The organism is Noviherbaspirillum sp. UKPF54 (assembly GCF_007874125.1).
In the GTDB taxonomy this organism is placed as follows: Bacteria; Pseudomonadota; Gammaproteobacteria; order Burkholderiales; family Burkholderiaceae_D; genus Noviherbaspirillum.
In genome coordinates, this window is the sequence record NZ_CP040128.1 from 1,466,370 (window position 1) to 1,492,157 (window position 25,788).

Genomic DNA, 25,788 nt, shown 5'->3' on the forward strand with positions numbered 1-25,788 from the left:
CGCCGCATGTTGCGTATTTGCTCATGCTGTCAGGCGAACGCGGACTTGGGCCTGCCGTCGGCGATCATTTTCGAGATGGCCTCCGCGGTCTGCGGCCGGCCCATCAGGTAGCCCTGGCCGACGATGCCCTTGTATGCCTTGAGCAGGTCGAGCTGCGCCTTGTCCTCGATGCCTTCCGCGACGACGCGCAGGCCGAGCTTGTTGGACATGGCGACGATGGCGCCAACAATGGCCGCGTCGTCCTGGTCGCTGACGATATCGCGGATGAAGGAGCTGTCGATCTTGAGCGCATGCAGCGGCAGCTTCTTGAGATACGCCAGCGACGAGTGCCCGGTACCGAAATCGTCGATCGAGAACTGCACGCCCAGATCGGCCATCTGATGCATGATAGCGATCGAGGCGTCGAGATCGTGCATCACCACGCTTTCGGTGATTTCCAGTTCCAGACAGAAATGGGGCAGGCCACTGTGCTGCAGCGCTAGCGAGACCTGGCGCGCCAGGTCCGCGCTCTGGAACTGGCGGCCCGAGAGATTGATTGCCATCAGCCGGTGACCGGGGAACTCCTTGCGCCAGGCCTGGGCCTGGGTGCATGCGGTGCGCAGCACCCATTCGCCGATCTGGACGATGAGGCCGGTCTCCTCGGCGATGTTGAGGAAGGCTTCCGGCGCCAGCAGGCCGCGTTCCGGATGGCGCCAGCGCAGCAGCGCCTCGAATCCGACCAGCTTGCTGGTGTTGCAGTCGAACTGCGGCTGGTAGTGCAGCTCCAGCTCGTTGCGCTCGATGGCCTTGTGCAGCGCGGTCTCCATCGCCAGGCGCTGGCTGGCCTGGGTGCCGAGCCCTTCGTCATACAGCTCGTACCAGGAGCCACCTGAACTCTTGGCGCGGTACATCGCCATATCGGCGTTCTTGAGCAGGATGTCGGTGCTGGCGCCGTCGTCCGGATAGACACTGATGCCGATGCTGACGGAGACGTACACTTCCTCGCCATCGAGCTGGAACGGCGCACGGAAGGCGTCCAGGATCTTTTGCGCAACGCTGCAGGCATCCTTCGGGCTCCTGACTTCCGACAGCACGATGGTGAACTCGTCGCCGCCCATGCGCGCCACCGTGTCGGCGCTGCGCACGCTGCCACGCAGGCGATGCGCGGCCTGTTGCAGCAGCTGGTCGCCGGCATCGTGCCCCATGCTGTCGTTGACCAGTTTGAAGCGGTCGAGGTCCAGGAACATCACGGCGAAGCGCAGGTCGGAGTTGCGTTTGGCCTGGTTCATCACCTGGTTGAGTCGGTCGCTGAACAGCACCCGATTCGGCAGGTCGGTCAACTGGTCGTAGTACACCTGGTGCAGGATCCGTTCCTCCGCCGACTTGCGCTCGGAAATGTCGGAAAACACGCCGACGTAATTGGTGACACGGCCATGGTCGTCGACCACGCGGCTGATGTTGAGCCACTGCGGGTAGATGTCGCCGTTCTTGCGTATATTCCAGATCTCGCCCTGCCACTTGCCGCTCTGTCCGATGGCTTCCCACATCTCCTTGTAGAATTCCTGGCTCTGCCGTCCGGAGCTGAGCATGCGCGGATTGCGGCCGACCACTTCCTGCAGGCTATAGCCGGTGATCGTTGTGAAGGCGCGGTTGACGGTGAGGATGTTGCCCTTGTCGTCGGTGATGGTCATGCCTTCCAGCGAGTTCTCGAAGGCCTGGTTGGCCAGGCGCATCGAGCGCTCGTTTTGCTTGCGACGCGAAATATCGTGCACCGTCAGTTGCGCAATGGAGCGGTCGAGCAGGTGCGCCGAGTCGATCGTGACTTCGGCCGGAAACTCCCGGCCGTCGAGCGATTTGAACAGCCATTCGAAGCGTTGCGAGCCGTGCAGCATGCTCTCTTCGATCTTTTCGAGCAGCGCTGCGGCCGACAGTGCGCCGTCCGGCTGTTCCATAGGCTGCAGCTGGCCCAGCCCCATTTCCGCGAACGCCTGCACGTTTGGCACGGCAAACAGCTTGAGCGCGGCGCGGTTGCAATCGATGAAGCGATCCTTGCTGCGCAGGATCACGCCGTCGGTGGTGCCTTCGAACAGCGTGCGGAACAATGTGTGCTCGCGATCCAGTTCGGCACTTTTCCTGCGGCGCTCCCGTGCCTCGCGATAGGTCAGGGCGGCGGTCAGGCAGAAGAAGACGGTGGCCAGCATCGACATCGCCAGCAGCGTGAGGCGCGAGTCGCGGTTGAATTCGGCGCCGCGTTCATAGGACCGGGTGCTGGCCTCGATTATCTGCGGCAGGGACTGGTGCAGCTCGGTAAACATCTGGTTGGACAGGGAGGCAGTGTCGACGGCATACATGCGCAACGCGCCTGCCGGGTCCTTGTCGAGCAGCGCCAGCACGCGTTCCCGGCTGTTCGATACACGGTTATACAGATGGCTCACCTGCGCCCAGTAGTCGCCGCGCTTGGGATCGTGCTGGAGCTTGCCGAGCTGCTGGCGAACTTCGCCGTCGGAATGGACCAGTGCACCCTTGTCGGCGGGGGATAGCTGCTGCTTGCGGAGCACGTCGAGAAATAGTTCCTGCGAACGCTGCAGCTGTGCCTCGATGTCGGATAGTTGCTTGAGGGCCGCGCCGCTGCTGTCGTATAGGCGGTCGAGATCCTGCGCGCCCCGGTGCAGCCCCCACCAGCCAATATTGCTGACAAAGAAACCCGAAGCCGCACCCACCAGGAACATGATCAGCAACAGGTTTGAAACGATGATCTTGCGCATGCTGATTGTCCTATGGGTTGCGGGCCTGGGCCCGATTAGAATCATTCAAGGAGAAGTGCCGGCCGGCTGTGCCGCCCGGCAGTGGTTGCAGGCGCAGCCACGGGCACGCACCTGCCGGAACGGGCGGCTTACTTCGCCTGGCCGATCATGTAGTCGGCGGCGGCGATCACGTCCGCATCCGACAGGCTGGCGTTGCCGCCCTTGGCCGGCATCACGCCCTTGCCCTTGAGGGCGGAAGCGTGCAACGCGTCGGCGCCGGTCTTGATGCGCGGTGCCCATGCTGCCTTGTCGCCGAACTTCGGCGCGCCGGCAGCGCCGGTGGCGTGGCATGCGGCGCAGGTGGATTCATAGACTTCCTTGCCGCCGGCAAAGCTCTGGCCCGCGATCACCAACAAACCTGCAGCGACGGCTGCACTGATGAAACTGACTTTCATGTTTTCTCCTTGGATTAAAGACATGGCGCAGGCGACGATGGGCCGGTGCACCGAATTGTCAGTCTGCAAGTAATGTGCCAATGGCAAGGAAAGCTTTAATCGCCGGAGCGGGGCGCGACACCCATTCCGGATCAAGCCATTCTCGGAACCGGTAAATAAGGCAGTCCGCTTTGTCAGTGGCGGGAATGCGCAGCAAGGAGGGCGTGCCGCCGCGCGATCTAATCGGGGCGGCGGCTGGCGGACTAGCGCTGCTCGGGGGCGGCGCGCATGGCATCATCCGCAACCGGATGAAATGCACGCGAAATGTAGGCGGTGAGCGCCTGGATATCCGCATCGTTGAGCACCGACTTCCAGGCCGGCATGGAGGTGCCGGGCAGGCCGTCGCGGATGACGCCGGCCAAGCGTGCTCTGGTCATGTTGCGCATGAACTCGGGCGCGGTCAGGTCGCGCGGATGCGGTTCCAGGAAGCTGCCGATCCAGTTGCGCGCGGTCCCGTCCGCGGCATGGCAGAACGCGCAGTTTTTCTGGAACAGCGTCTCGCCACGTTTTTCAAGCGACGTCAGGTCGGCGATCTTCGGTATTCTGTCATGCAGGTGATAGGGCGTGGCGCTAGTGATGGCGTCGACGTCCTTGGGCGGCCAGTCCCCGGGCGCAAAACCCATACGCGGATAGGACAGCGGCCGCGAATCCCATGGCGTGCCTTCGTTCGTCACCTTGCCGCGATCATGGCAGCTCACGCAGCTCGACATGAACAGGCGGCGTCCGGCACGCTGTTCGGACGTGAGCTGCTCCGGCGGCGTGTCGAGTTTGATCTTGCCGGTCGCGAACGGAAATGCGGCTGAATACTGTTCATGGTTGGCCCAGCCGTTTTCCCGGGTATGGTAGGCGGTGTTTCTTGCTTTTGAGACCATGAATTCCTGCCGGATGAAATCGGCGACCGCCTCGATTTCGTTCGGTTGCAGGATGTCGGAAAAGCTTTTCATCGCCGTGCCCGGGCGTCCATGGCGGATCGATTCCAGCATCCGCTCGCGCGGCAGTTGTTGCGGCGTGATGGCAGTGAAGTCGCGCGGGCGCGGCTCCAGATAACTGCTGGCCAGCGTCTGCGCATTGCCGGAGTAGCCGTGGCAAAAATAGCAGCGGAAGTTGTAGATGCGCCTTCCCAGTTCGAGCGTCTCGGCGCTGGGCGGGGCTGCTTCGGTGGTAGCTGCTGCCGAAGCTGGCGGTTTCGGTGAGTCGCTGCAGGCGGCGAGCGCTAGGACGGCTGCCGCCAGTAATGCTGGCAATTTCATTATTTGATCTTCGCTTGTTTTCCGGTGCCGGCAGGCGGCTGGATGAAGCGCTGGAACACGAATTCGGCCACATCGGCGATTTCCTGTTGCGTCAGCACCTTATCCCAGGCCGGCATTTCGGTGCCGAGCTTACCAGAGGATATGGCATTGAACAGCGCGACACGATTCAGTTCCTGGCGCGAAGCCGGATGCAGGAAGTTGCGCGGCTTCGGCATGATGAAGTAGGCGCGTGGGCCGCGACCATCGCCAGTGGTGCCATGGCAGGTGGCGCAATTGCTCATGTAGAAGGCCGCACCCTTGACGGCATCGCCTTTCAGGCTATGCGGGAGCGGCGCTTTCATATCGGCCGACAGCGACTTGGCCGGCGTGTGTTGCGGCGACATCGCCATCGCGCCTGCCATGCCTACTCCGGGCATGCCATGTGCGCCTGGTGCGGGGGAGCCCTTACCATGGCGCGTGCCGGAAATGCCTTCGATGCTCGTCATGCCCATGAAGCTGGATCGGATGTAATCGACCACCGCATTGATGTCGTCCGCGCTCAGTTGTGTCTGGAAACCGGCCATCGCGGTTTCCGGGCGGCCGTAAGTAACCGACTTGAGCATGCGCTCCTTGGACAGGTCGGTCTTGGCTGCAGGCGCGGTGAAATCGCGCGGCGGCGGGTTCAGGCTGGCCTGTGCGCGGCTCCTGCCATCGCCTTTGTCGCCGTGGCAGACCGAGCAGTTCTTGGCGTATACGAGTCGGCCGCGATTCATATCGTTCGAAATATTGGCAGGCATGAAGTTGGCGCGCACGTAGTCGACCACCGCCTCGATTTCCTTCTGGTTCATCTGCGACTGCCAGCCGACCATGGCGGTGCCGGCCTTGCCGCCCTTGACGATGGCAATCATGTAGTCGCGCGTAAGTTGCGACGCGGTCGGTGAGGTGAAGTCGCGCGGTGGCGGGTTGAGGCTGCCGCGCGCGCGGCTATTGCCGTCACCCTTATCGCCGTGGCAGACCGAGCAGTAGTTATGGTAGATCGCGGCCGGGTTGATTTTTCCGTCGCTCGAGCTCACATGCGCGCCGGCGAAGGCATTCGACGAGAAAGCGGCGATTCCCAGGAAAAGGAAAGCAATCCGATTTCGGGAAAGCGGAAGCAAGGTTCGTGCGGCGGCGAGCAAGCTGTGTTTGGTCTTGGTCATGGCGTGGGAGGGCGTCAATGGCTGGTTATAGCGATATGTAGGTCACGACAACTAAATTATCGATGACATAGAGCAAGAATGGTGCCCGAAAAAATGGGGTGGCAAGACGGATGCCAGGGTTGGTATGTTGTTTGCTAGAAAGGTTTCAAATTGAAATTTTCCGGGCGTGACGACCTCGCCGGAGTTGAATAGGCGGCCGGTCAAGACGTCGGGGTTGTTTGGTATGGGCATTCAAGGGGTATATGAGAAAACTTCCATCTCCCAAAGTATTGGTCATTGCACTTGCGTGTGCGTTTCTAGGCGCGGGTTGCGCCGTGCAGACGCAGGCGCCGGCGGAAAATGCGCCGCTGGTGTTTCCTGCGCCTCCTGATGAGCCGCGCTTTATCTTCGAGCGCACGCTGTATTCGAGCGCAGACGTCGAGAAGGAGGATAAGAGTGCGGATCTGCGTCGTGCCATGACCGGCGAAGCACGTACCGGCGAGGGGCTTGGCAAGCCATATGGTGTGGCGGTGTATCACGGGCGCGTTTATGTGTCCGATAGCGCCAAGCGCGCGGTAGTGGTGTTCGATATCCCGGGGCAGCATTTCTTCAAGATCGGGGAGGATGATCCTGGGCGTCTGCTCATGCCGCTCGGGCTCGATGTGGACGGCAACAGCAATGTCTATGTGGTCGACAGTTCCCTCAAGGTGGTCCAGGTTTACGACAAGGATGGCAAATTCCTGCGCTCGATCGGCGAGCGCGGCGATTTTTCCCGGCCGTCTGGTATCGCCGTCGATGCTGAAGGTAAGCGCATCTACGTAGTCGATACGGGGTCGGTCGCCAATGAAAAGCACCGCGTGCGTGTGTTTGATGCGCAAACCGGCAAGCATCTGCTCGATATTGGCAAGCGCGGTACCGGTCCTGGCGAATTCAACCTGCCGCGCGACGTCGTGATCGGGCGTGACGGTTTGCTTTATGTGACGGACGGCGGCAATTTCCGGGTGCAGGTGTTTCGGCCCGATGGCACGTTCGTGAAGACCTTCGGTTCGATCGGTCGGCAGGGTGGGCAGTTTTCCCGGCCCAAGGAGGCGGCGGTCGATCTGGATGGGAATGTCTATGTGATCGACAGCGCCTTCGGCAATTTCCAGATCTTTGACGCGGAAGGGCAGTTGCTGCTTGCCGTCGGTTCGCGCAGTGAAAAGGATGATCGCGCCAAGTACATGCTTCCTTCCGGGATTGCGGTGGACGGCGATGGCCGGGTGTACGTCGTGGATCAGTACTTCCGCAAGGTGGACGTCTATCGGCCGGCCAAGCTCGAGCAGGATGCCGGGTTTGCCGTGAAGCGGGAAGCCGATCAAAAAAAATAGTGCGTGAGCGTGTTTGTCCGGATGTGAAAACGCTGCGCGCATCGCTTCCAGCATTCGGGAAGCGGTTCTTGAGTTCGGGATGTGAAGGGATGGCCGGCAGTGCTTACGTTCGGCTCAATGCGATGGATATTGATGATGTGCCTAACCTGGATCAATTTTTGTAGCTGGTGCGAAATTTGCTAAATAGAAGGAAACCGGTTCGGTAGTGTAGTTGGAGGTTCTATCGAAATTGGGGTCTTCCTTTGAATCGTACATAAATAAAGAAAGGCAGGTGAGGTTTATGAGAAATCAATTATTAAAACGGGTTACGCATCGCATGACGGGCGTAATGGCCATGCTGCTGATCGGCGCCGGTTTCATCGCGTCCGATGCGTCGGCCGGCATTTCCAACACCAAGCACAACCTGAGCGGCAGTATGACTGTGGCCGGTCGGGTGAACTCGTTCGCGCCGGATGCTGCAACCACGACCGGCAACGGCGAGATCTGCGTGTTCTGCCATACGCCGCACGGCTCGGATACCGGTGCCGCAGTGCCGTTGTGGAACCGCAGTCTCGGTGCAAAGGGCGGGGCGACGTACAAGACGTATAACAGCCTCGGCACCTCCAGCCTGGACGGCGCTACAGCGCCAGTGGGATCAGTCTCGCTCGCCTGCCTGTCGTGCCATGACGGCACGCAGGCCATGAACGTGATGATCAACCAGCCGGGCTCCGGCGGTTACAACTCGGGTGGTCAGGCATGGGCCGGTACCTGGACCGGTGCTAATCAGACTGGCGGTACGCTTGCGGTCTCCGGGCAGATTACGTATATCGGCACCGATCTGACCAACGATCACCCGATCGGCATCCAGTATGCGGGCGGTCCGAAAGGCACCACGACGATTCCGACGACATCGGGCAAGGGCGTCTACACGTCGACAATGTTCCGCGATGCGGACTTCCAGCCGGCGAATGCTCAGGCGCTTAACAGTATGACGGTCTGGTGGGTGGATACCGAGCGTGACGCCAACGGCGCCATCAACCCGAACGGCACCCGGGAAAAGACCGACATGCAGCTCTATACCCGTACCGAGACGGGAACCGGCTATACCTCGGCTCAGCCGTTCGTTGAATGCGCAAGCTGCCACGATCCGCATACCGAGAACGTGACCTTCCTGCGTATGACTGACGGTAACAAGAACAGCCAGATATGCCTTTCCTGCCATATCAAGTAAGCATCTAAGCAAGTAACCTGATTGCTTGGCACGAGAGGGGTAGACAGGGCGACTTGTCTACCCCTTATTTGTGGCCGGCATTGTCTGCGAACCAGAGGATCGTTATGAAAATGAAGCACATGAATCCATGCCGTTCGGCGCTGTTGTCCTTGCTGCTCGCAGTTGCGGGGCACGCCTTTGCCGGCAATGCCATACCTGCGGCAAAAGCGCCGTTTGCGCGTGTGGGCGATGCCGTCATTACGCAGGACGAGTTCAATTCGGCATTCAGCCTGGCCGCGCGCAACAAGTTCTATCACGGCAAGCCGCCCGAGGGCGGGATAGGCGCATTGCAGCGCGAAGTGGCGGATCAGCTGGTGGCTCGCATTCTGCTCGTGCGCGAAGCGAAGCATCGTGGCCTCAAGGCCGATCAGGATGAGGTGCGCAAAACGATTCAGTCGTATGAGCAGCGCTATGCCGCCAGTGAGCAATGGAAGAAGACGCGCGACCAGGTGCTTCCCGGCCTGACTGCCCGGCTGGAAGAAGACAGCTTGCTGGCTCAACTGGAAAAAAACGTACGCAACGTGCCGAAGCCTTCGATGAAGGATGTCAAGGCGTATTACGCCGCGCATCCGGAAAAATTCACGGAGCCCGAGCAGCTGCACGTGTCGGTGATCCTGCTGAAGGTGGAGCCGTCGTCGCCGGGCACCGCCTGGGTCAAGGCGAACGAGGAAGCACAAGCGATTGTGAAGAAGCTGCAGGCAGGTGCCGATTTCGCGGAAATGGCGCGCTTGCATTCGGCCGACGACACGGCGAAGAAGGGCGGAGACATGGGATACCTGCATGGCGGGATGCTGCCCGATGGAACGCAGGTTGTGCTTAATGCCATGAAGCCGGGCGATATTTCCAATCCGGTCCAGGTGCTGGAGGGGATGGCCGTGTTTCGCCTGGACGACCGCAAGGTGGCCAAGCTGAACAGTTTCGAAAAAGTGCAGAGCCGCGCGCAGGACCTGCTGCAGCGCGATCAGTCCGAGCAGGCGTGGAGCGGTCTGATCGCGGAGCTGCGCAAGAAGACTCCCGCCCGGATAGATGACTCGCAGTTCCTTCCGCTGGCGGAGAAGCCGGCCGACAATGCGGCCGCAAAATGAGAAATGGAAGACGAACCCTCCCCTTTGTATAGCGTACGAGGTGTGATGTGCCTGGAGCGCCGGCAAAGCGTGTTGTCATGTCGCCTATCCTGTATATGGCGCTGGCGGCATTGTTTTTGCCGCGCACTGGCTTCTCCGCGCTTCCGCCTCCGCTCCCGACCGCTTCGGGGGAGCCCGCCGGTTCGGGTGCGTCCGAGTCGGCGGCAAACAAAGGCAGCAAGGCAAGCGGCGCAGGATCGCCGTCAGGTAGCATCGATTGGGTGATGCCGAGGATCCGGTGGGGTGGAAATATTTCATATGACGCGCGTAGCAGCAGCGGCAGCGAAGGGCAGAAGAGCATGCAGCGGGATCTGATGTTAACGCTGCGCGCGGCCACTGATACCTTCATCTGGCAGCCCTGGTTTAGCAGGATCAGCGGCAATCTCAATTTGACGACGTCGCGCAACAGCGCGCAGTCGAGCGGGGGTGACGTTAACCAGGAATTTGGTGGCAAGAGTGTTGCGCTCTCCGGTAGCGGGCAGCTCAATATCTTGCCCTACAGCCGCTTCCCGTTCGAGGCGCATGTGACGCGCACCAACAGCACAGTCACCAGCGACCTGTCGCTGCCACTGGATTACACCTCGCAGCAGATGGGCTTCACGCAACGCTTTAGGCGCAACAACGGAGACGCGATGTTGTCTTTCGAGCGCGCCAGGCAAAGTAGCGGCAGCACGGGAACAGACCGCCAGGATGTGGTGCAGGCAGCTTTCAGTCACAACCTGAAGAACCAGCGAATTCAGCTGACGGGGAATGCGTCGGATAACCGGCGCGACGGCACCGGCGACTACGCGAAACAGACCAACCTCACCTTGCAGCATAGCTATTCGGCCGATTCCACGTTTTCCGTGGACAGTATGGCCAACGCCACGAACACGAATAATTTCCTGGGGCAGTCGCAAAGTGAAATGCACCTGAATCAGCTCAACTCGCAGGGGTTCTGGCGATCCTCTGACCGCCCGCTGCTGCTGAACGGCGGCGCGCGCCTGCTTACCGTGACATCGGCCTTCAGCGGTCCGGATATGGTTGGCGGCCCCCAGAGTTCTCGTGTACGCACCGCCAACGCCAATGCAGGCGGCAGTTACGATGTCACGCAATATCTCCATTTCAACGCAACGGCGAATGTAGGCGTGACGGAAAATCAGGACCGTCACAACACCAGCAGCAGCGAATCCGCCGGCTTGAATTACGCACCGGCGTCGCGCGCACTGGGCGAATTCCTATACAGCTGGTCGGTATCCGGCGGTATCAGCAACTATAGCGGCGACGGCCTCGGCGGGCATCGGGAAAACGTCCAGTTCAACCAAGGCTTGAGCCGCAATTTCAACCTGGATGACTCCGGAGCATCGATTGGCATCGACGCCGGCCAGATGGTGTCCGTGGCCAGGGACAGCGTGGCAGGCGTGAACGATATCGCGCCGACCAGGATGCTGACGCATAACGCCGGCGTGTCATGGTCGAGGACGAAGGATGCGAACCTGACAATGGTTCGTCTGAGCGCCAGCGATTCGCGCGGACTGGACGGTAACCAGGAATATTTTCAGATGCTGAATCTGCAGTTATTCAGCAACGTGCAAAGCGGCAGTTACAGTTCATGGAGCGGCAATCTCACGATGCAGGCAACCCGCCAGGGCGCTTCCGCGGTCGCGCTGCCCTCGGCGACCGGCGAAACCGGAAACAGCTCGCTGCAGTCGTCCACTTCGCACCACTCGTTTACGACGACTTCCAGCGGCGCTGTTTCGTATCAGAACAGCCGTTTCTTCGGTGTTCGCAATCTGCGTTTTACTTCCGACCTCAGGCTCAACAGCATGGCCTTGCTACCGGTGCTGGGCGGACCTAAGGACCAGGAAACGGCGGCATGGGAAAACCGCTTCACGTATGGACTTGGAAGGACGCAGTTTAGCGTGACGACCCTTATCGCGCGCAGCGTCGTGCCGATATACGGGCGCAATCCGGACGGGACCGAGCAGCTGACTGGTTCCACCCGAACCAACAAGGCGATCATGTTCTCGTTGATGCGCTCATTCGGGAATTATTAGTTTTTGTTTTTGTAATAGCATGAAAGGTAGGAAGGGAATGATAAGAGCAATGCAATACAGCAGGTTCATGCGGGCGCTCCTGCTCGGCATGATGATCCTGGCGTCGGTTTACGCCGACATGAAGAGCGCGCGCGCCGAGTACGGCGATATCGTGATCAACAACTATTCGGATGCGGCCGGCATGCGCCCGCCGATCTTCCCGCACTGGTTCCACCGTATTCGCTTCCGTTGCAAGGTCTGCCACGCGGACCTGGGCTTCAAGTTCAAGGCGGGCGGCAATGAAATCAACATGGTGAAGATCATCGACGGCCAATATTGCGGCGCCTGCCATAACGGCAACATCGCCTGGTCGGTCGAAAACTGCAACCTGTGCCACTCCGGCAAGCCGGGCACGCCGACGCAAGTGCACGAGAGCACCATCAGTTCGCTGGTCGTTCCTGCCAACGCATCGACGCAACAGACTCAACAGCAAAAGAAATAGGAGCAACCATGAAAGCATCAATCATGCTCCGCGCAGCACTCGCTCTGGCCGCGGCAAGCGCCTTCGCCACGCAAGCCGGTGCGGCCGGCAAGCCCGACGGCAAGGCCGTCTACGACTCGACCTGCGTCGCCTGCCACGGCACCGGCGCGGCGGGCGCGCCCAAGCTGGGCGATTCCGCCGCCTGGGAGCCGCGCATCAAGACCGGCAAGGCGGCGCTGTACGCAAGCGCCACCAAGGGCAAAGGCATCATGCCGCCGCGCGGCGGCAACGCCAAGTTGAGCGACGCCGAAGTGCAGGCCGCCGTCGATTACCTGGTTAGCCAGGCCGACGGCAAGAGCTCCAAGGCGGCTGAACCTGCCGCGGCGCCTGCGGCAGTCGCTGCGGCTACGCACCCGGCTGCGTTTTCGCCCAGCATCAACAACTTCAACCGCCTGCTGCGCGCGCCGGGCAAGTACAACCGGCCGCAGGCGGAAGACGGCATCCACGATCCGGAAAATGACGGCACCGTGTCGCTGCAGCCGCCGGCAGCCGCGTTCGATTCGCTGGTCAAGAACGGCTACGGCAACCATGTGGATTGGGTCAAGTCGCTCAACGAGGACAAGATCAATCCGCGCTTCGACCGCAATGACCCGAACGCCAAGCCGATGGTGATGGACCTGAACATCGTGCGCGAGGTGAAAGGCTCGATGCCGGACGTGGTGTATCCGCACAAGCAGCATACGCAATGGCTGGACTGCTCGAACTGCCATCCTGCGATCTTCGTTCCGCAAAAGGGCGCGAACCAGATCAGCATGGCGGCCATCCTGCTCGGCCAGAAGTGCGGCGTCTGCCATGGCAAGGTTGCATTCCCTGTCGCGGAATGCCGCCGCTGCCATTCGAAGAGCAAGGCGCTGCCGGCGAACGCTGCAGCCAAGCCATGAAAATGAAGGGCGAAAAGCCTGCGCTATTGCTAGCGCTCGCGCTGCTGTCCGGTATTCCGGCTGCCTCCCTGCCGATGCTCGCGACGGCGGAGAGCGCCGGAGGGCAGCCGTCAGCCGGCAGCCTGCAGGCCACCGTCGACAGCAAGATGCGGCTGGTGAAGCTGCTGCTTGACCGCTCGCCGGCGGTGCTGCGCATTCCGGATAGCGGCAATGCGCAGGCCAAAGGCTTGCTGGCCGAGGCGCAGGCGGCATATCAGCGCGCAGGCGGCGAAGCGCAGACCGGGAGGCAGGCAGCGGCAATCAAGCTGCTCGACGAGGCGTTGCGCCAGATCGTCGCAGCGTCGCGCCTGGTGCCGGACCCGGCCCAAGCCGCCGCCCAGGAGCGCGTCCGTTACGTGCAGTTGAGCGAGGCGATCCGCGCGTTCCAGGCTTTGTACCGGAACGCGTCTAGACGCAGCGCGAACAATGCGCAGGCGGCCGCGCTCGCGCCCGACTTGGAACGCATCGGCACCATGCTGGACAAGGCCGCGGGTCTGGCGTCGGCCGGCAATCACCGGGAGGCGAACCGGCAACTCGACGATGCCTACAAAATCGTTGCGTCGATGCTCAACAAGATCCTGGCATCGGAAACCATCGTCTACGACGCGAAGTTCGCTACGCCTGCCGACGAGTTCCAGCACGAGCTGGCACGCAATAGGGGTTACGAGGAGCTGGTGCCGATCGCGCTGGCACAGTTGCATACACCGCCCGAGACGGCAGCTTTGAGCGAACGTTACGTACAGCAGAGCCGGCAGTTGCGCGACGTGGCTCGGCAGCAGGCGGCGGGCAACGATTACAGCAATGCGTTGAAGACAATACTTGACGCGACTGGGCATTTGCAGCGGGCTTTGCGCGTTGCCGGCCTGGTCGTGCCGCAGGCGGAAGCCAAGCAATAGAAAGGTAGGAATGAACATGAAATCGCAATGGAAAACAAGTCTGGTCATGCTGGCCGGGGTGGTTGGCCTGAACATGCTTGGCGTAGCCTTCGCTGCAGACGCGCAGCCGGCCGCCGACAATGCGGGCGCAGTGCGCGCTCCTCGCCAGGCGGAAGACAAGGAGCAGCTGGAGCGCCGGCTCGGCTCGGTCGCGACGCTAATCGAGAAATCTTCGGCGGCCAAACAGATCGAAGCCAGTGGCAAGCCGGAAGCGCTGGCAATGCGCGCCAAGGCGCGTGAGCTGCGGCTGCAGGCGGAAGAATCTTACAAGGCGGGCAAGTATCCCGACGCGACGCGCACGCTCGATCTCGCCGCGCGCGCGATGATGGAAAGCGTGCGCCTGGCCGCGTCCGAACAGTTTGGCGCCGAGAAGAAGCAGCGCGATTTCGACAACCGCATGGAAAGCGTCAAGGCCTTGCTGGCCGCGCAAAAGCGCATCGCTGCGGAGAAGAAGCTCGGCGCGAAGGGCGCTGAAACCAGCAGCCAGATCGAGGCGCAGATGCGCGAGGCGGCGGCGCTGGCCGCGGCCGGCAAGCTCGACGAAGGCCGCGCGTTGCTGGACAAGGTCTATGTCACGACCAAGACGTCGATCGAAAGCATGCGAGAAGGCGACACGCTGGTGCGCTCGCTGAACTTCGCGACCAAGGAAGAGGAATATCACTACGAGATTGACCGCAACGACACGCACAAGATGCTGGTGAAAGTACTGCTGGACGAAAAGCGCGCCAGCAATCCCAACCTGGAGAGCATGGTGCAGAAGTATCTTGACCAGGCGGCGGCTCTGCGTGCCAGCGCGGAAGGTATGGCTGGCAAGCGCGACTTCGAATCTGCGATCAAGGCGCTGGAGGATTCGACCAAAGAACTGGTACGCGCTATCCGCGGCGCAGGAGTTTATATTCCGGGGTAAGCGGCGGGGGCGCGCTAAGACTCGCCAGCCCGCGGAAAGATGGAAGCTGCGGGCGTGGCTCTCCAACAAGAATGCAAATTACGGCGAGCCTATAAAATAGCCGGCGCTTCCGAAAATAGTCTCGCAACGCGCCTTTAGAAACGAACCATAGCCACATGCACGCGCTTACACATTACTGGCGGATAGGCATGCAGCTGGCAGCCGCCATGATGCTTGCCCTCTCATGTCTGAATCCGCTCGCGGCCGCGGATCACCTTCCGCTCGCCAAGGACGGTTTGCACGATCCGAACAATCCTGGAATCAAATACCTGCAGGAGCCGGAGGAAGCCCTATCGAATCTACCTCCGGATGAAGTCGGCAACAGGGTGCGCTGGGTGAAGGCGCTGGAGCAGCGTGCCATTACGCCACGCACCAACATCCTGCAAAATACCAGGATCTACACGCTGAACCTCGATGTGCTGTTGCCGTACACCGGCGAAATGCCGATGGTGCTGTTCCCGCACAAGCAGCACACCGAGTGGCTGGACTGCACCAACTGCCATGAGCATTTGTTCAAGTACAAGGCGAACACCACCAAGGGGCTGAACATGTTCAATGTGCTGCAGGGAGAATTTTGCGGCCGCTGTCACGGCGCGGTGGCATTTCCGTTGACGGAATGCCGGCGCTGTCATAGCGTTGAGCGCAAGTGACGCAATCGGATACAACCATGGTTTCTCTTCGCAGCAAGCGCAATTTCCTTCGCATCGCATGCGCGGTTCTGGCATTCTGGATTGCCGCGCTTTGCATCCCGGCGCAGGCCGAGTATGCCGACGTAGTCCTGAACAATCGTGCGGAAAAAGAGGGGGTGCGTCCGGTCATATTTCCGCACTGGTTTCACCGCATCCGTTTCCGTTGCAAGGTATGCCATTTCGAACTGGGCTTTCAGATGCGTGCGGGTAGCAATAACGTGCTGATGTCGGATATCATCGACGGCAAGTTTTGCGGGATGTGCCATAACGACCAGATCGCGTGGGGACCGGCCAACTGCGACCTGTGCCACTCTGGCCGGCCAGGACTGCAGAGCGGCATCTACGGTGGGGCGTCAACCGCCGGACCGGGGCGTTGGTAAAGAAGGAGCTGGCAATGAGTGGAAAAACGGTGTCGAAGGGTAGTGGAGCTGAGCGCCGTTTCCGGGCAGGCGTAGTCCTGACCTCGCTCTGCCTGTGCTTGTCGGCGTGCGCGGTGAGCGAGCCCGTATCCGACGTTCCGGCCGCGAACCGGCCGCTGCTGGCGCCATCCAGCACAATCACCGGCGCACGCCTGTATGCGCCGCCGGGACCAGTGTTCGGCGCGCTTGCCCGGCCGGTTCCGCCTGCCGCGGCCGCGCCCACCTACCTCAACTTTCTTGCTCCTTCCGCTGTCGCCGCGCGCAACAATGCCATGTATGTCGCCGATATCGGCCATCGCCAGCTGCTTCGCTACGATGCCGCGTACATGGCGCTGTCGCGCTTCTCCGATTATCCCGCCGCAAGCGTCAGCGCCCTTGCCGTAGGGCCGGATATGTCGCTGTACGTAGCGGATGCCGATGCCGGCCGGGTAATGCATTTTTCCTGGGACGGCAGGCTGCTGCAGGGCTTCAGCAGCGATACGGCGATGGGGCGTCCGGTCGGCATTCTGCTGAACGACGCCAGCGGACAGGTGCTGGTGGCCGACAATCTGTATAACCATGTGGTGATTTTCAACTCTCTCGGCAGGCCGAGCGGCACGCTCAAGTCGCTGCGCACGCGCAGCTTGGCCGCGATGGCGGGTGGGCCGGACGGATTGTACCTGGTGGATCGCCTCGGCCGCGAAGTGGTGGTGATGGGGCTGGACGGCGAGGATCGCTATGTACTGGGCGGCGGTGTGCTGAAGGATCCTGCGGCGATTGCGGTGGATGGTTTCAACCGTGTATTCGTGGCAGACGCGTTCGACGACAGCATCAAGGTATTTGTCGACGGTGAGGTGGCGGCATCCTTCGGCGCCGGTCAAGGCGGCGCATCGTTCAACCGCATCGCTTCGTTGTTCATCGAGCGCGACATCCTCTATGTCGCCGACAGTATGAACCGGCGTATACAGACGTTCCGCATTGCGCCGCCCGCGACCGCGAGGCCTGCGAATGAATAGCCTGCGCGCCATGCTGGCCGCGCTGATCAGCGTGGTGCTGCTGCTGGCGGGCTGCGCCGACACGAAGTACGTGATGCAGTTTGACGTCGAGCGCCAGGCTGGCGCGCGCGTCTGGCCCCCGGAGGGCGAAACTCCGCGCTATCGCTACCTCGGCCAGTTGACCGGCGAGGAGAACCTGGTCGCCGAGGATGGCGACAGGCGTGGCGCCGCGCTTAAGCTGTTTTACTGGCTGGTTGGCCTGGCCGGTTTAGGCGAAGAGAAAATCACGCTCAAGCGCCCGCAAAGCGGAATGACGGATGAGCAAGGGCGCATCTACGTGACGGACGTGAGCAACCACGCGGTGTTCGTGTTCGACCAGCCCGCCGGCAAATTGCATGTCTGGACCACGGCACAGGAGAACCGGCGCTTTGTCACGCCGGTGGGCATCGCACCCGGCCCCGCAGGGCAGATACTGGTGGCGGACGCGGAACTGGGGCAGGTGTTCCGCCTCACCCCCGACGGCAAGCCGGCCGGCAGTTTCGGCGGCGGCGTGCTGAACCGGCCTACCGGGCTGGCACGTGACGCCCGGCGCGGGCGCATCTATGTGGCGGACACCCATGCACACGCCGTGAAAGTGTTCGACGACGATGGCAGCCTGCTGGAAACCATCGGCAAACGTGGCGAAGACGACGCAGGCTTGAATTTTCCGACCCATTTGGCGTTCGTCGGCGACCAGCTCTATGTCAGCGATAGCATGAATGCCCGGGTCCAGATATTCGATGCCCAAGGAAAATTCATCCGTAGCCTGGGCCAGCGCGGCCTCTATTACGGAAATTTCACGCGCCCCAAGGGCGTGACGGCGGATGACGCCGGCAATATCTATGTGGTGGAGTCATACTATGACAACTTGCTGGTTTTTAATCAGGAGGGACGCTTCCTGATGCCGATCGGCGGCACCGGCAAGGATATCGGCCAGTTTTATCTGCCATCCGGCGTCTGGAGGGATGCGCAGGGCCGCATCTACGTGGCGGACATGTTCAATGGACGGGTCGTCATTTTCCAATTCCTGGGCAATACGTAGCGCTTTCAACATTCCACTTCGTCCTCAAATCTGGCTCGCTTTTTGCTAAAGCAACTTTATTGATAAAGTGCATGCTTTGGGCAGCATTCAAGCGATGGCAAATTCGTGCAACAATCTGTTGCTAGATGCTTGTGGGCAACGGTTCTCCCTCGGCGATCGGCTGCCGCGCCATCCCGAAGGCCAAAGTTTGCCGCCCTTTGGCTAGTATTCTGTATTCCTGTTTTTGAGAAGGATCTAATGTCGCGGTATAAAAGTGTCAGTATCGCTGTCGTGTTGTTTGCATGGTTGCTGATAACAGCGATCGCGCAGGGGGCGATTTCTGTCACCAACAAGATCTCCGACGTCCGCGGCACCAAGCACAACCTGTCGGCGGTTGCTGATGGATCCAGCACGCCGTCGGGCGGGAAGGTCCCGGCGCGCACCATCAAGGCCAGTAGCGAAACCCAGGTGTGCGTGTTTTGCCATACGCCGCACGGCGCTGAGGCCGTCACGCCGGGCGCCCCGCTGTGGAATCGCAAATTGTCCGGCCAGACCTATACGCCCTACAATTCGAGCTCACTGGAGGCCAGTGCGACGGAACTGGCCAATGCGCCCGGCGGCAGTTCCAAGCTGTGCCTTTCCTGCCATGACGGGACCATGGCGATCGACAAAGTGGACGTGCTCAACGGCGCGGCGAACGCAACTATTGCGATGAACGGCCAGGCGTCTCCGGTCAAAATGCCCAGCGGGAGCGCGACCACCGGTTTCACGCGCGACCTCGGCACAGATTTGCGCAGCGATCACCCGATCTCGTTCACCTATAGCAGCACCCTCGCCAGCAATGACGGTGAGCTGCGCGGGCCGGACGGCACTATCGTCGGTACCCGCGTGGCTGGGGCCGCACGCCCCGCAATGCCGCTGGAAAACGGCCAGATGCAGTGCGCGACTTGCCACGATCCGCATCTGCGCGATAAGACGACGGCCAACGGCAATGCGAAATTCCTGCGCATGAACCGCTTTCAGGTAACGCAGCCTGGAGGAGGCGCGTTCAACACCACCAATGACATCATCTGCCTGGCTTGCCATGACAAGGCGGGCGCATCGTGGGCGTATTCGGCGCATGCCAACAGCCAGGTTGCTACCCAGACTTATAAGGACGCGGCCGCGCAGCAGCGCGAATTTCCGTCTGCGCTGGATACGCCGGCCAATACCAGCCCGCCGGTGTGGCAGGTGTCGTGCCTGAATTGCCACGATACCCATACCGTGCAAGGATCGCGCCGCCTGCTGCGCGAGGGAACCGACAGCACCTCGGCCCCCAAGAGCGGAGGCAACCCGGCCATCGAGGAAACCTGTTTTCAGTGTCATACGACCAGCGCCGGATCGGCAGTGAACTACACCGCCAATACAGCCAACGCGGTGCCGGATATTAAGACCGATTTCTCGCTGACGCGTCATATGCCAATCAAGAGTGCGGATCAGGCGGCTGGAGTCGAGGTGCATGATATCGGTGGCGTCTTCAACGACAACATCGACGCCAATTGCAGCAAGACGGGCGGCAAGTGCGGCAAGGATTTCCTGGAGTCGCAAGCCAATCTCGGCGTGGGCGATCTGACCAGGCGCCATGCCGAATGCACGGACTGCCATAATCCGCACAGGGTGGTGAAATTCCGCGATTTCCGGGGGAAGCCGGCTGGTACGATCACCGGCACGCCGGATGCTGCCGGCACGCACCCGCATACCGATGATGCCAATACATTGCACTCGAATATCGCATCCGGGGTGTTGCGCGGCGGATGGGGCGTCGAGCCGATCTATCCCAACAATTCCTTTCATTCGATCCCGTCCAGTTTCACGGTCAAGCGCGGCGACCCCGGCACCAGCGCCAGCGCGCTCGTCACCGACACCTATGTCACGCGCGAGTACCAGATCTGCCTGAAATGCCATTCTAACTACGGCTATTCCGACAACAACAAACCGGATGCAACCGGTGGCACCGGCAACCGGCCGGTGCCCGGGGCGGGCGGGACCACGACCAACAGCGCCAATGGCTTTAGCATGTACACCAACCAGGCGAAGGAATTCCAGGCGCCGTCGACGCACCAGGGGCCGGCCACTAATGCCTGCCTCAACATGGGGACCGACGCCGGCGCCAACGTCAACAACTGCAATCATCGCTCCTGGCACCCGGTGATGAATGCGACCGGCCGCACGACCACTACCCGCGGCATGAGCGGCGGAAATCCATGGCAGGCTCCATGGTCTAACCAGGTGGGCTCCAACACGATGTATTGCTCGGATTGCCACGGGTCGGCAGTAACTTCGGTGACTTCCGTCATTCCGGACAATGGCGACAACGGAAACCCTTGGGGGCCGCACGGTTCCGCCAACGACTTCGTCCTCAAGGGGCAGTGGACCGACACCACCGGCGCGAACGCCAATTTGTTGTGCTTCAAGTGCCATGACAAGACGAATTACACGACGCGCAACGACAGCGGCAGGAAGACTGGTTTTTATGATGGTTCCACCGGCAAGGGCAACCTGCACAACTATCACGTCGACAGGCTGGGCAAGGAACTGCGTTGCACTTGGTGCCATGTAGCGGTGCCGCACGGCTGGAAGAACAAAGCCTTCCTTGTGAACTTGAATGATCTCGGTCCCGAGGTTGGCAAGCCGGCCGGCACCGCCGCGCCGGCCGGCACCTATACCAACGGCCCCTACTATTACAAGTCGGTGCTGCGGGTTACCTCGTTCGCCAAGAGCGGCTCGTGGGCCGATACGAATTGCGGCGGCAAGGACTACATGAGAAATACGATGTGCAGCAATCCGCCGTGAGCCGAGTCAGCCGGAAATCGAACATGCATGCCTGGATCGCGCGACTGGCTTCGCTCAAGCTGACATTGTTCATTCTCATTGCGCTCGGTGCGGGAATCCTGATGTCCTATGCGGAATGGATGAGCGGCACCTGGGCGCTGGCGGTGCCGCTTGCGCTGTTCGCCCTTAACCTGATGGCGGCGGTGGCGAGCAAGCCGGCTTTCAGGCGCCAGAAGGCGCTGCTCATATTTCATCTCGGCCTGATCGCGATCGTGCTGCTGCTGGTTGCCGGCCGGCTGACCTACCTGAAAGGCAGTGTTGAGCTGTCCGAAGGGGAGGAGTTCGATGGCCAGCTGACCTCCTTCGAGGCAGGACCATGGCACTGGTGGAACCTGGGCCGTGTTCATTTCAGTAACGAGGGCTTTCGTATCGCCTATGCGCCTGGTGTGGTGCGGGACAAGACGCGCAACATGGTGCGCTATGCGGACGCCGAGGGTAGGGAGCAGCATGCCGAGATCGGCGACCAGCAGCCACTGGTGTTGTCCGGTTATCGTTTTTACACTAGTCCGAACAAGGGGTTTGCGCCGACGTTTTTCTGGCAGCCGGCGTCGGGCGGGCCGGCGTCGCTGGGTACTGTCCATCTGCCATCCTATCCGCTGAATGAATACAAACAGGCGCGCGAGTGGCAGCTGCCGGGAACCGGCATCCGGGTGTGGACCATGCTGCAGTTCGATGAGGTCATCCTGAAGCAGGATGGGCCGTCGGAATTCCGCCTTCCGCGCGAGCACAAGGTCGTCGTGCACATCGGCGATCTACGGCGCGAACTGCAACCTGGGGACGCGATCGAACTGCCGCAAGGAAGACTGGTCTACGACGGGCTGCGCACCTGGATGGGATATGCGGTGTTTTACGATTGGACCATCCACTGGATGCTGGTGGTCTGCATGATAACGGTTGCCGCCCTTGGCTGGCACTTGTGGCGCAAATTCTCGGCGAGGCCGTGGGATGCATGAGGAAACATGATTGAACTGAAAGTCCTGTGGGCCGCGCTGCTGGCCTATGTCGTCGCCGGCAGCATCGGCATCGTCGCCGTTCTGCTGCGTAGGCGGCCGGAGCGCATCATACTCGCGCTGATCGTGCTCGGCCTGCTGCTGCATACCTGGTCGATCGCGCTGCGCTGGGAGCGCCTGGGCCACGGGCCGTACATCACGATGTTCGAGATCCTGACCAGTAACGTGTGGAGCATGATGCTCGCCTTCGCCATCGCGTACTGGCGCATCCCGCCGATCCGGCCCAGCGCGGCGGTGGTGATGCCGGTGCTGTTCATCGTAATGGGCTGGCTGTTGATGACCAACCCGGGCGAAGGGCACTTGCCACCGACCTATCATACGGTCTGGCTGTATATCCACATCGGTTTCGGAAAGGTGTTTTTCGGCGCTACCCTGGTGGCGCTCGCAGTGTCGGGCGTGATCCTGGCTCGCGGCACCGCGTACGGCGCGAGCCGCTTCGAGCGCCTGCCTGACGACAAGCGCCTGTCCGAATTGTCGTTTCGCTGCATGGCGATCGGCTTCGTGTTCGAGACCCTGATGCTGATCGCCGGTGCGATCTGGGCGCAGGATGCATGGGGGCGGTACTGGGCCTGGGATCCGCTGGAGACCTGGGCCTTCCTGACTTGGCTGGTGCTGGCATTTTCCTTGCATGCAAGATTTACCCTGAAGCTTTCGCCGCGCGCCGGCTCGTTGTTGGTGCTGGCGGTATTCGTCGTGGCCTTTTTGACATTCTTCGGTGTTCCGTTCATCTCCACCACCCCGCATAAAGGAGCTGTCTAGCATGCTGCGTGAGTCATCCGGCGTACGCCGTCTCGCTGCCGGCTGGCTGCTGCTGGCCGTGCTGGCGCTGGGCTTGTCGACCGCCTGCGCGCTGTTGCTGGTGGCGGCGCGCGCGCCGCTGCCCGGTGCCGCCGTTGCGCCGGCGACGCTCTTTCGCAGTACGCTGGTGCTGCATGTCGGCCTGGCGGTGGTTGTGTGGTTCCTGTCGGGGGCGGCCGCCTTGTGGACGCTGGCCGCAGGCGGCAGGGCTGCGCGTGTGCGCTGGTTTTCGCTCGCGCTTTCCGCCGCGGGCGTGCTGGCCATGGTGGCCGCGCCTTTTGCCGGCCGCGCCGCGCCGGTGCTCGCCAATTACGTTCCGGTGCTTGATAGCCCCGTGTTCCTGATCGGTCTGGGCTCCTTTTTCGCCGGCATCGCCCTGTGCGGCATTACGTCGCTTAGCGCGCTGGCACGACGGATTCGGCAGGGCTCGTCCGATATCTGGCACTTGGCCGTTGCCTGGTCCATCGGTGTGACGGCGCTGGCGTTCGGCATGTTGTCGGTGTCGCTGGCGGAGCAAGGCATGCCTGGCTCGCCGGCCGCCTATGAAATCCTGGCATGGGGCCCGGGGCACGTGCTGCAATTCGTTCATATTCTGCTGCTGATGGGCGTCTGGACGGTATTGGGCGAGCGTGCGCTGGGAGCGGCAATTGCTTCACGTCGCCTGCTGGCGTCGCTCCTGACGCTGGCCGCAGCGCCGGTGTTGTTGGCGCCCGCCATCTACATCGCTTATCCCGCCGACAGCAGCGCGTTCCGCCATGCGTTCACCAGCTTGATGGCATGGGGGAGCTGGCCGGGCGCGGCCGCGCTGGCGGCCTGCCTGCTGCTACGGCTGATGAGGGCCGGGAGGGGAGTGTGGCGCGCGCCGACTGCGCTGCCTTTATTGCTATCGATTCTGCTGTTTGTGCTGGGCTGCGTGCTGGGTGCCTCGATCCGCGGAGAATCGACCTTGGTGCCGGCACATTATCACGGCACGGTTGGCGCCGTGACCCTGGCGTACATGGCTCTCGGTTACCAATTGCTGGGCGAGTTCGGCCGGTACCTTCCGCAGACGCGGCGCGTGCGCTGGCAGCCCGTAATCTATGGCGTCGGGCTGATCGTCCTGGCAAGTTCGCTAGCCTGGTCGGGCTGGCTCGGCGTGCCACGGAAGACGCCGCATGCCGACGTGATTGTGCATTTCCCTGCGTATTTTGCAGCCATGGGTCTGGCCGGGCTGGGCGGTTGTCTGGCGGTGGGCGGCGCAGGGCTGTTCGTATTCAATATCGCCGGCGCATTGCGTGGCGTGCGCGGCGCTATCGTCACCGCCATGCCGTCGCAGTCGCGTTGGGCGCTTCTGTCCGGCGCTGGCGTCGTCTTGGCAAGCAGCCTGCTGACAGCATGCCTTCCTGGTAATGGCTCCAGCGAGGCGGAGCATGCCTCCACCGATGCCGCCGCGCTGCGCCATGCGGCGCAAAAACGCAAGGAAGAAGTCGACATCATGTTTTCCGATGCTGTTGCGGCGCTCAACGCGCGACAGTATGAGGTAGCAGTAGAAGCCTTGCACCGCGTGCTGGCACTGGTTCCGCAAATGCCGGAAGCGCATGTGAACATGGGTTTTGCGCTGATAGGCCTGCAGCGTTTCGATAGGGCTCGCGACTCCTTCGAGGCCGCCATTGACTTGCGCAACTCGCAAGTCAACGCCTATTACGGATTGGCGATAGCACTGGAGGGCTTGCATGACCTGCCGGGCGCGCTTGGGGCGATGCGGGCCTACGTGCATCTGTCGAAGCCGGATGACCCCTATCTGGCCAAGGCAAACTCTGCGATCTGGGAGTGGGAGGCTGAGTTGCAAAAACACAAGAAGAACGATTCGCAACAGGTTGCGCTTCCCAAACTCGGGAATGGCGGCATTGCTTATCCCATTCGCGAGAAAAGGTTCAACTAACTTTCGCCGGTCAGCCGTCCGGCAGTCTGGTGCAACGCGGTATAAATCTAATTCGTGTGAGCACTCGCGCAATGCTTCTTCGCCTCCGCGATGCTCTTCTGGCATGGAACTAAAATTGCTTTAGATAAATAGACGGGCCGTTTCGGCTCGCCGGCAATGGGATAAAAGGAGCTGGATGACATCGCATTATTGCGGGGTGCGTCGGTATAACAAGAGTCCCGGGGAGAGGTCATTCGACCAATAGGCGAACGACGGGCCGGTTATTGGGAGGCAAGGACTCATGGGGCAACAGGCAATATTGCATGCGATGCGATTTCTAAAAGACCGCAGAGGCGGCATTTCCATGGGGAAGTTACTCCTGCTCGTCCTGTTCGTCGTGGCCAGTGTCGGAATGGGGATGGGCGAATATCTGGAGACGGCCATTCTGACGCCGTCGATCCACCTTGAGCAGTTGTACACCTTCAAGGTAATCGGTTACGCCAACCTGATGCTTGTGGCGTCGACCGTGCTCTACGTCCTGCACCTGTGGTTCGGTTCCGAAACGGTTGGCAGATGGGCTTCCGGGCTGGCTGCCGTCGGTGCCACGGGCCTGGTGCTGACGCTGCTCGTGCGTTGGATCGAGACCTATTACCTGCATCGGCCTGGGCATCTGCCACTTAACGTGCTGTATGAAATGATGGCTTTGTTTAGTACGGTCACCATCGTGATCTACCTGGTGATGGAGCAGGTGTACCGCACCCGAGCCGCCGGCGCGTTCGTGATGATCATTGTGCTGGGCGCGGTTCTGTTCCAGATCTGGCTGCTTGCCAGCGGACAGGCGGTCGCGGGCAGCCAAGTCCCGCTGCTTCGCAGTTACTGGATCTATGCGCATGTGCTGGCGAATTTTCTCGGTTACGGGGCGTTTGCGGTGGCCGCGGCTATGGGAGCGGCCTACCTGATGCGCAGCCAACTCGACGCGCTGCCGCTTCCGCATGCAGGGAAGAGTCGGAGGTTTGCGATGAATTCCTTGCCAGACCTGCAGCGCATCGATTCCTCAATGCACCAGGCTATTTTGCTTGGCTTCCCGCTGCATACCATTGCCACAGTACTGGGCGGCGTGGCGGCCTACAAGGCATGGGGACGGTACTGGGCATGGGAGCCGAAGGAAACCTGGTCGCTGATGGTCTGGCTTGCCTATGCCTCGTATTTCTACTTTCGTTACGTGGGTAAATGGCGCAGCCGGCGCATGGCATGGTGGAGCATTGCAGGGTTCGGCATGACGGTTTTTTGCTTCCTGGGTGTGAGAGCGTTGTGGCCGGGAATGCATTCTTATATATGACGTAACA

20 protein-coding genes and 1 pseudogene are annotated in these 25,788 nt (G+C 61.3%); 17 read left to right on the forward strand and 4 right to left on the reverse strand.

Annotated features, from left to right (window positions below; genetic code table 11):
- Positions 1-29: 29 nt before the first annotated feature.
- From FAY22_RS06890 to FAY22_RS06905, 4 genes and pseudogenes are all read right to left on the reverse strand, one after another.
- Positions 30-2,744, reverse strand: coding sequence for an EAL domain-containing protein (locus FAY22_RS06890; RefSeq protein ID WP_168204784.1), 2,715 nt, complete (start codon positions 2,742-2,744; stop codon positions 30-32).
- Positions 2,745-2,872: 128 nt separating this feature from the next.
- Positions 2,873-3,157: pseudogene (locus FAY22_RS06895) on the reverse strand (cytochrome c5 family protein); the annotation flags it as partial.
- Positions 3,158-3,420: 263 nt separating this feature from the next.
- The gene (locus FAY22_RS06900; protein WP_146329531.1) at positions 3,421-4,467 is read right to left on the reverse strand and encodes a c-type cytochrome; all 1,047 of its coding nucleotides are present in this window, start codon (positions 4,465-4,467) and stop codon (positions 3,421-3,423) included.
- Entirely contained in the window at positions 4,467-5,519 is a 1,053-nt protein-coding gene (locus FAY22_RS06905; protein WP_168204785.1) for a cytochrome c, read from the reverse strand. Before FAY22_RS06905 ends, FAY22_RS06900 begins: the two co-directional genes overlap by 1 nt.
- A gap of 368 nt (positions 5,520-5,887) precedes the next feature.
- On the opposite strand from FAY22_RS06905, the gene FAY22_RS06910 reads away from it, so the two are divergent.
- From FAY22_RS06910 to ccsB, 17 genes are all read left to right on the forward strand, one after another.
- Positions 5,888-6,991 (forward strand): 6-bladed beta-propeller, encoded by a 1,104-nt coding sequence (locus FAY22_RS06910; protein WP_146329533.1) that lies wholly within the window; start codon positions 5,888-5,890, stop codon positions 6,989-6,991.
- Between the two features lie 316 nt (positions 6,992-7,307).
- On the forward strand, positions 7,308-8,201 hold the full coding sequence (locus FAY22_RS06915; RefSeq protein ID WP_210411907.1) for a cytochrome c3 family protein: 894 nt from the start codon (positions 7,308-7,310) through the stop codon (positions 8,199-8,201).
- A gap of 104 nt (positions 8,202-8,305) precedes the next feature.
- A complete protein-coding gene (locus FAY22_RS06920; RefSeq protein ID WP_146329534.1) occupies positions 8,306-9,325 on the forward strand; it encodes a peptidylprolyl isomerase in 1,020 nt (339 codons plus the stop codon).
- Between the two features lie 77 nt (positions 9,326-9,402).
- Positions 9,403-11,400 (forward strand): hypothetical protein, encoded by a 1,998-nt coding sequence (locus tag FAY22_RS06925; protein ID WP_146329535.1) that lies wholly within the window; start codon positions 9,403-9,405, stop codon positions 11,398-11,400.
- Positions 11,401-11,449: 49 nt separating this feature from the next.
- Positions 11,450-11,881 (forward strand): c(7)-type cytochrome triheme domain-containing protein, encoded by a 432-nt coding sequence (locus FAY22_RS06930; RefSeq protein ID WP_210411908.1) that lies wholly within the window; start codon positions 11,450-11,452, stop codon positions 11,879-11,881.
- Between the two features lie 8 nt (positions 11,882-11,889).
- Positions 11,890-12,801 carry a c(7)-type cytochrome triheme domain-containing protein gene (locus FAY22_RS06935; protein ID WP_146329537.1) on the forward strand — a complete coding sequence of 304 codons (912 nt, stop codon included), beginning with the start codon at positions 11,890-11,892 and terminating at the stop codon, positions 12,799-12,801.
- On the forward strand, positions 12,798-13,736 hold the full coding sequence (locus FAY22_RS06940) for a hypothetical protein (protein WP_146329538.1): 939 nt from the start codon (positions 12,798-12,800) through the stop codon (positions 13,734-13,736). The genes FAY22_RS06935 and FAY22_RS06940 overlap by 4 nt, the downstream gene beginning before the upstream one ends.
- A gap of 16 nt (positions 13,737-13,752) precedes the next feature.
- Complete coding sequence (locus tag FAY22_RS06945) at positions 13,753-14,682, forward strand: hypothetical protein (protein ID WP_146329539.1); 930 nt, start codon at positions 13,753-13,755, stop codon at positions 14,680-14,682.
- A 155-nt stretch (positions 14,683-14,837) separates the two neighbouring features.
- The gene (locus tag FAY22_RS06950) at positions 14,838-15,371 is read left to right on the forward strand and encodes a c(7)-type cytochrome triheme domain-containing protein (RefSeq protein ID WP_146329540.1); all 534 of its coding nucleotides are present in this window, start codon (positions 14,838-14,840) and stop codon (positions 15,369-15,371) included.
- A 17-nt stretch (positions 15,372-15,388) separates the two neighbouring features.
- Positions 15,389-15,790: a c(7)-type cytochrome triheme domain-containing protein gene (locus tag FAY22_RS06955; protein ID WP_146329541.1), complete on the forward strand. Its 402-nt coding sequence runs from the start codon at positions 15,389-15,391 to the stop codon at positions 15,788-15,790.
- 14 nt (positions 15,791-15,804) lie between these two features.
- Positions 15,805-16,824 carry a hypothetical protein gene (locus tag FAY22_RS06960; RefSeq protein ID WP_146329542.1) on the forward strand — a complete coding sequence of 340 codons (1,020 nt, stop codon included), beginning with the start codon at positions 15,805-15,807 and terminating at the stop codon, positions 16,822-16,824.
- On the forward strand, positions 16,817-17,884 hold the full coding sequence (locus FAY22_RS06965) for a 6-bladed beta-propeller (RefSeq protein ID WP_146329543.1): 1,068 nt from the start codon (positions 16,817-16,819) through the stop codon (positions 17,882-17,884). Before FAY22_RS06960 ends, FAY22_RS06965 begins: the two co-directional genes overlap by 8 nt.
- Positions 17,885-18,121: 237 nt before the next feature.
- On the forward strand, positions 18,122-20,695 hold the full coding sequence (locus FAY22_RS06970) for a cytochrome c3 family protein (protein WP_146329544.1): 2,574 nt from the start codon (positions 18,122-18,124) through the stop codon (positions 20,693-20,695).
- A gap of 23 nt (positions 20,696-20,718) precedes the next feature.
- Complete coding sequence (locus tag FAY22_RS06975; protein ID WP_146329545.1) at positions 20,719-21,687, forward strand: cytochrome c biogenesis protein ResB; 969 nt, start codon at positions 20,719-20,721, stop codon at positions 21,685-21,687.
- A 6-nt stretch (positions 21,688-21,693) separates the two neighbouring features.
- On the forward strand, positions 21,694-22,503 hold the full coding sequence (gene ccsA / locus FAY22_RS06980) for a cytochrome c biogenesis protein CcsA (protein ID WP_146329546.1): 810 nt from the start codon (positions 21,694-21,696) through the stop codon (positions 22,501-22,503).
- 1 nt (position 22,504) lies between these two features.
- A complete protein-coding gene (locus FAY22_RS06985; RefSeq protein WP_146329547.1) occupies positions 22,505-24,463 on the forward strand; it encodes a cbb3-type cytochrome c oxidase subunit I in 1,959 nt (652 codons plus the stop codon).
- 343 nt (positions 24,464-24,806) lie between these two features.
- A complete protein-coding gene (gene ccsB / locus FAY22_RS06990) occupies positions 24,807-25,781 on the forward strand; it encodes a c-type cytochrome biogenesis protein CcsB (protein ID WP_168204786.1) in 975 nt (324 codons plus the stop codon).
- Positions 25,782-25,788 lie beyond the last annotated feature (7 nt).

Bases quoted from the DNA above. Each gene is read 5' to 3' on its own strand.
- FAY22_RS06890 (WP_168204784.1), bottom strand. From the start codon at position 2,744: ATGCGCAAGATCATCGTTTCAAACCTGTTGCTGATCATGTTCCTGGTG.
- FAY22_RS06900 (WP_146329531.1), bottom strand. From the start codon at position 4,467: ATGAAATTGCCAGCATTACTGGCGGCAGCCGTCCTAGCGCTCGCCGCC.
- FAY22_RS06910 (WP_146329533.1), top strand. From the start codon at position 5,888: ATGAGAAAACTTCCATCTCCCAAAGTATTGGTCATTGCACTTGCGTGT.
- FAY22_RS06915 (WP_210411907.1), top strand. From the start codon at position 7,308: ATGACGGGCGTAATGGCCATGCTGCTGATCGGCGCCGGTTTCATCGCG.
- FAY22_RS06920 (WP_146329534.1), top strand. From the start codon at position 8,306: ATGAAAATGAAGCACATGAATCCATGCCGTTCGGCGCTGTTGTCCTTG.
- FAY22_RS06925 (WP_146329535.1), top strand. From the start codon at position 9,403: ATGTCGCCTATCCTGTATATGGCGCTGGCGGCATTGTTTTTGCCGCGC.
- FAY22_RS06930 (WP_210411908.1), top strand. From the start codon at position 11,450: ATGCAATACAGCAGGTTCATGCGGGCGCTCCTGCTCGGCATGATGATC.
- FAY22_RS06935 (WP_146329537.1), top strand. From the start codon at position 11,890: ATGAAAGCATCAATCATGCTCCGCGCAGCACTCGCTCTGGCCGCGGCA.
- FAY22_RS06940 (WP_146329538.1), top strand. From the start codon at position 12,798: ATGAAAATGAAGGGCGAAAAGCCTGCGCTATTGCTAGCGCTCGCGCTG.
- FAY22_RS06945 (WP_146329539.1), top strand. From the start codon at position 13,753: ATGAAATCGCAATGGAAAACAAGTCTGGTCATGCTGGCCGGGGTGGTT.
- FAY22_RS06950 (WP_146329540.1), top strand. From the start codon at position 14,838: ATGCACGCGCTTACACATTACTGGCGGATAGGCATGCAGCTGGCAGCC.
- FAY22_RS06955 (WP_146329541.1), top strand. From the start codon at position 15,389: ATGGTTTCTCTTCGCAGCAAGCGCAATTTCCTTCGCATCGCATGCGCG.
- FAY22_RS06960 (WP_146329542.1), top strand. From the start codon at position 15,805: ATGAGTGGAAAAACGGTGTCGAAGGGTAGTGGAGCTGAGCGCCGTTTC.
- FAY22_RS06965 (WP_146329543.1), top strand. From the start codon at position 16,817: ATGAATAGCCTGCGCGCCATGCTGGCCGCGCTGATCAGCGTGGTGCTG.
- FAY22_RS06970 (WP_146329544.1), top strand. From the start codon at position 18,122: ATGTCGCGGTATAAAAGTGTCAGTATCGCTGTCGTGTTGTTTGCATGG.
- FAY22_RS06975 (WP_146329545.1), top strand. From the start codon at position 20,719: ATGCATGCCTGGATCGCGCGACTGGCTTCGCTCAAGCTGACATTGTTC.
- ccsA (WP_146329546.1), top strand. From the start codon at position 21,694: ATGATTGAACTGAAAGTCCTGTGGGCCGCGCTGCTGGCCTATGTCGTC.
- FAY22_RS06985 (WP_146329547.1), top strand. From the start codon at position 22,505: ATGCTGCGTGAGTCATCCGGCGTACGCCGTCTCGCTGCCGGCTGGCTG.
- ccsB (WP_168204786.1), top strand. From the start codon at position 24,807: ATGGGGAAGTTACTCCTGCTCGTCCTGTTCGTCGTGGCCAGTGTCGGA.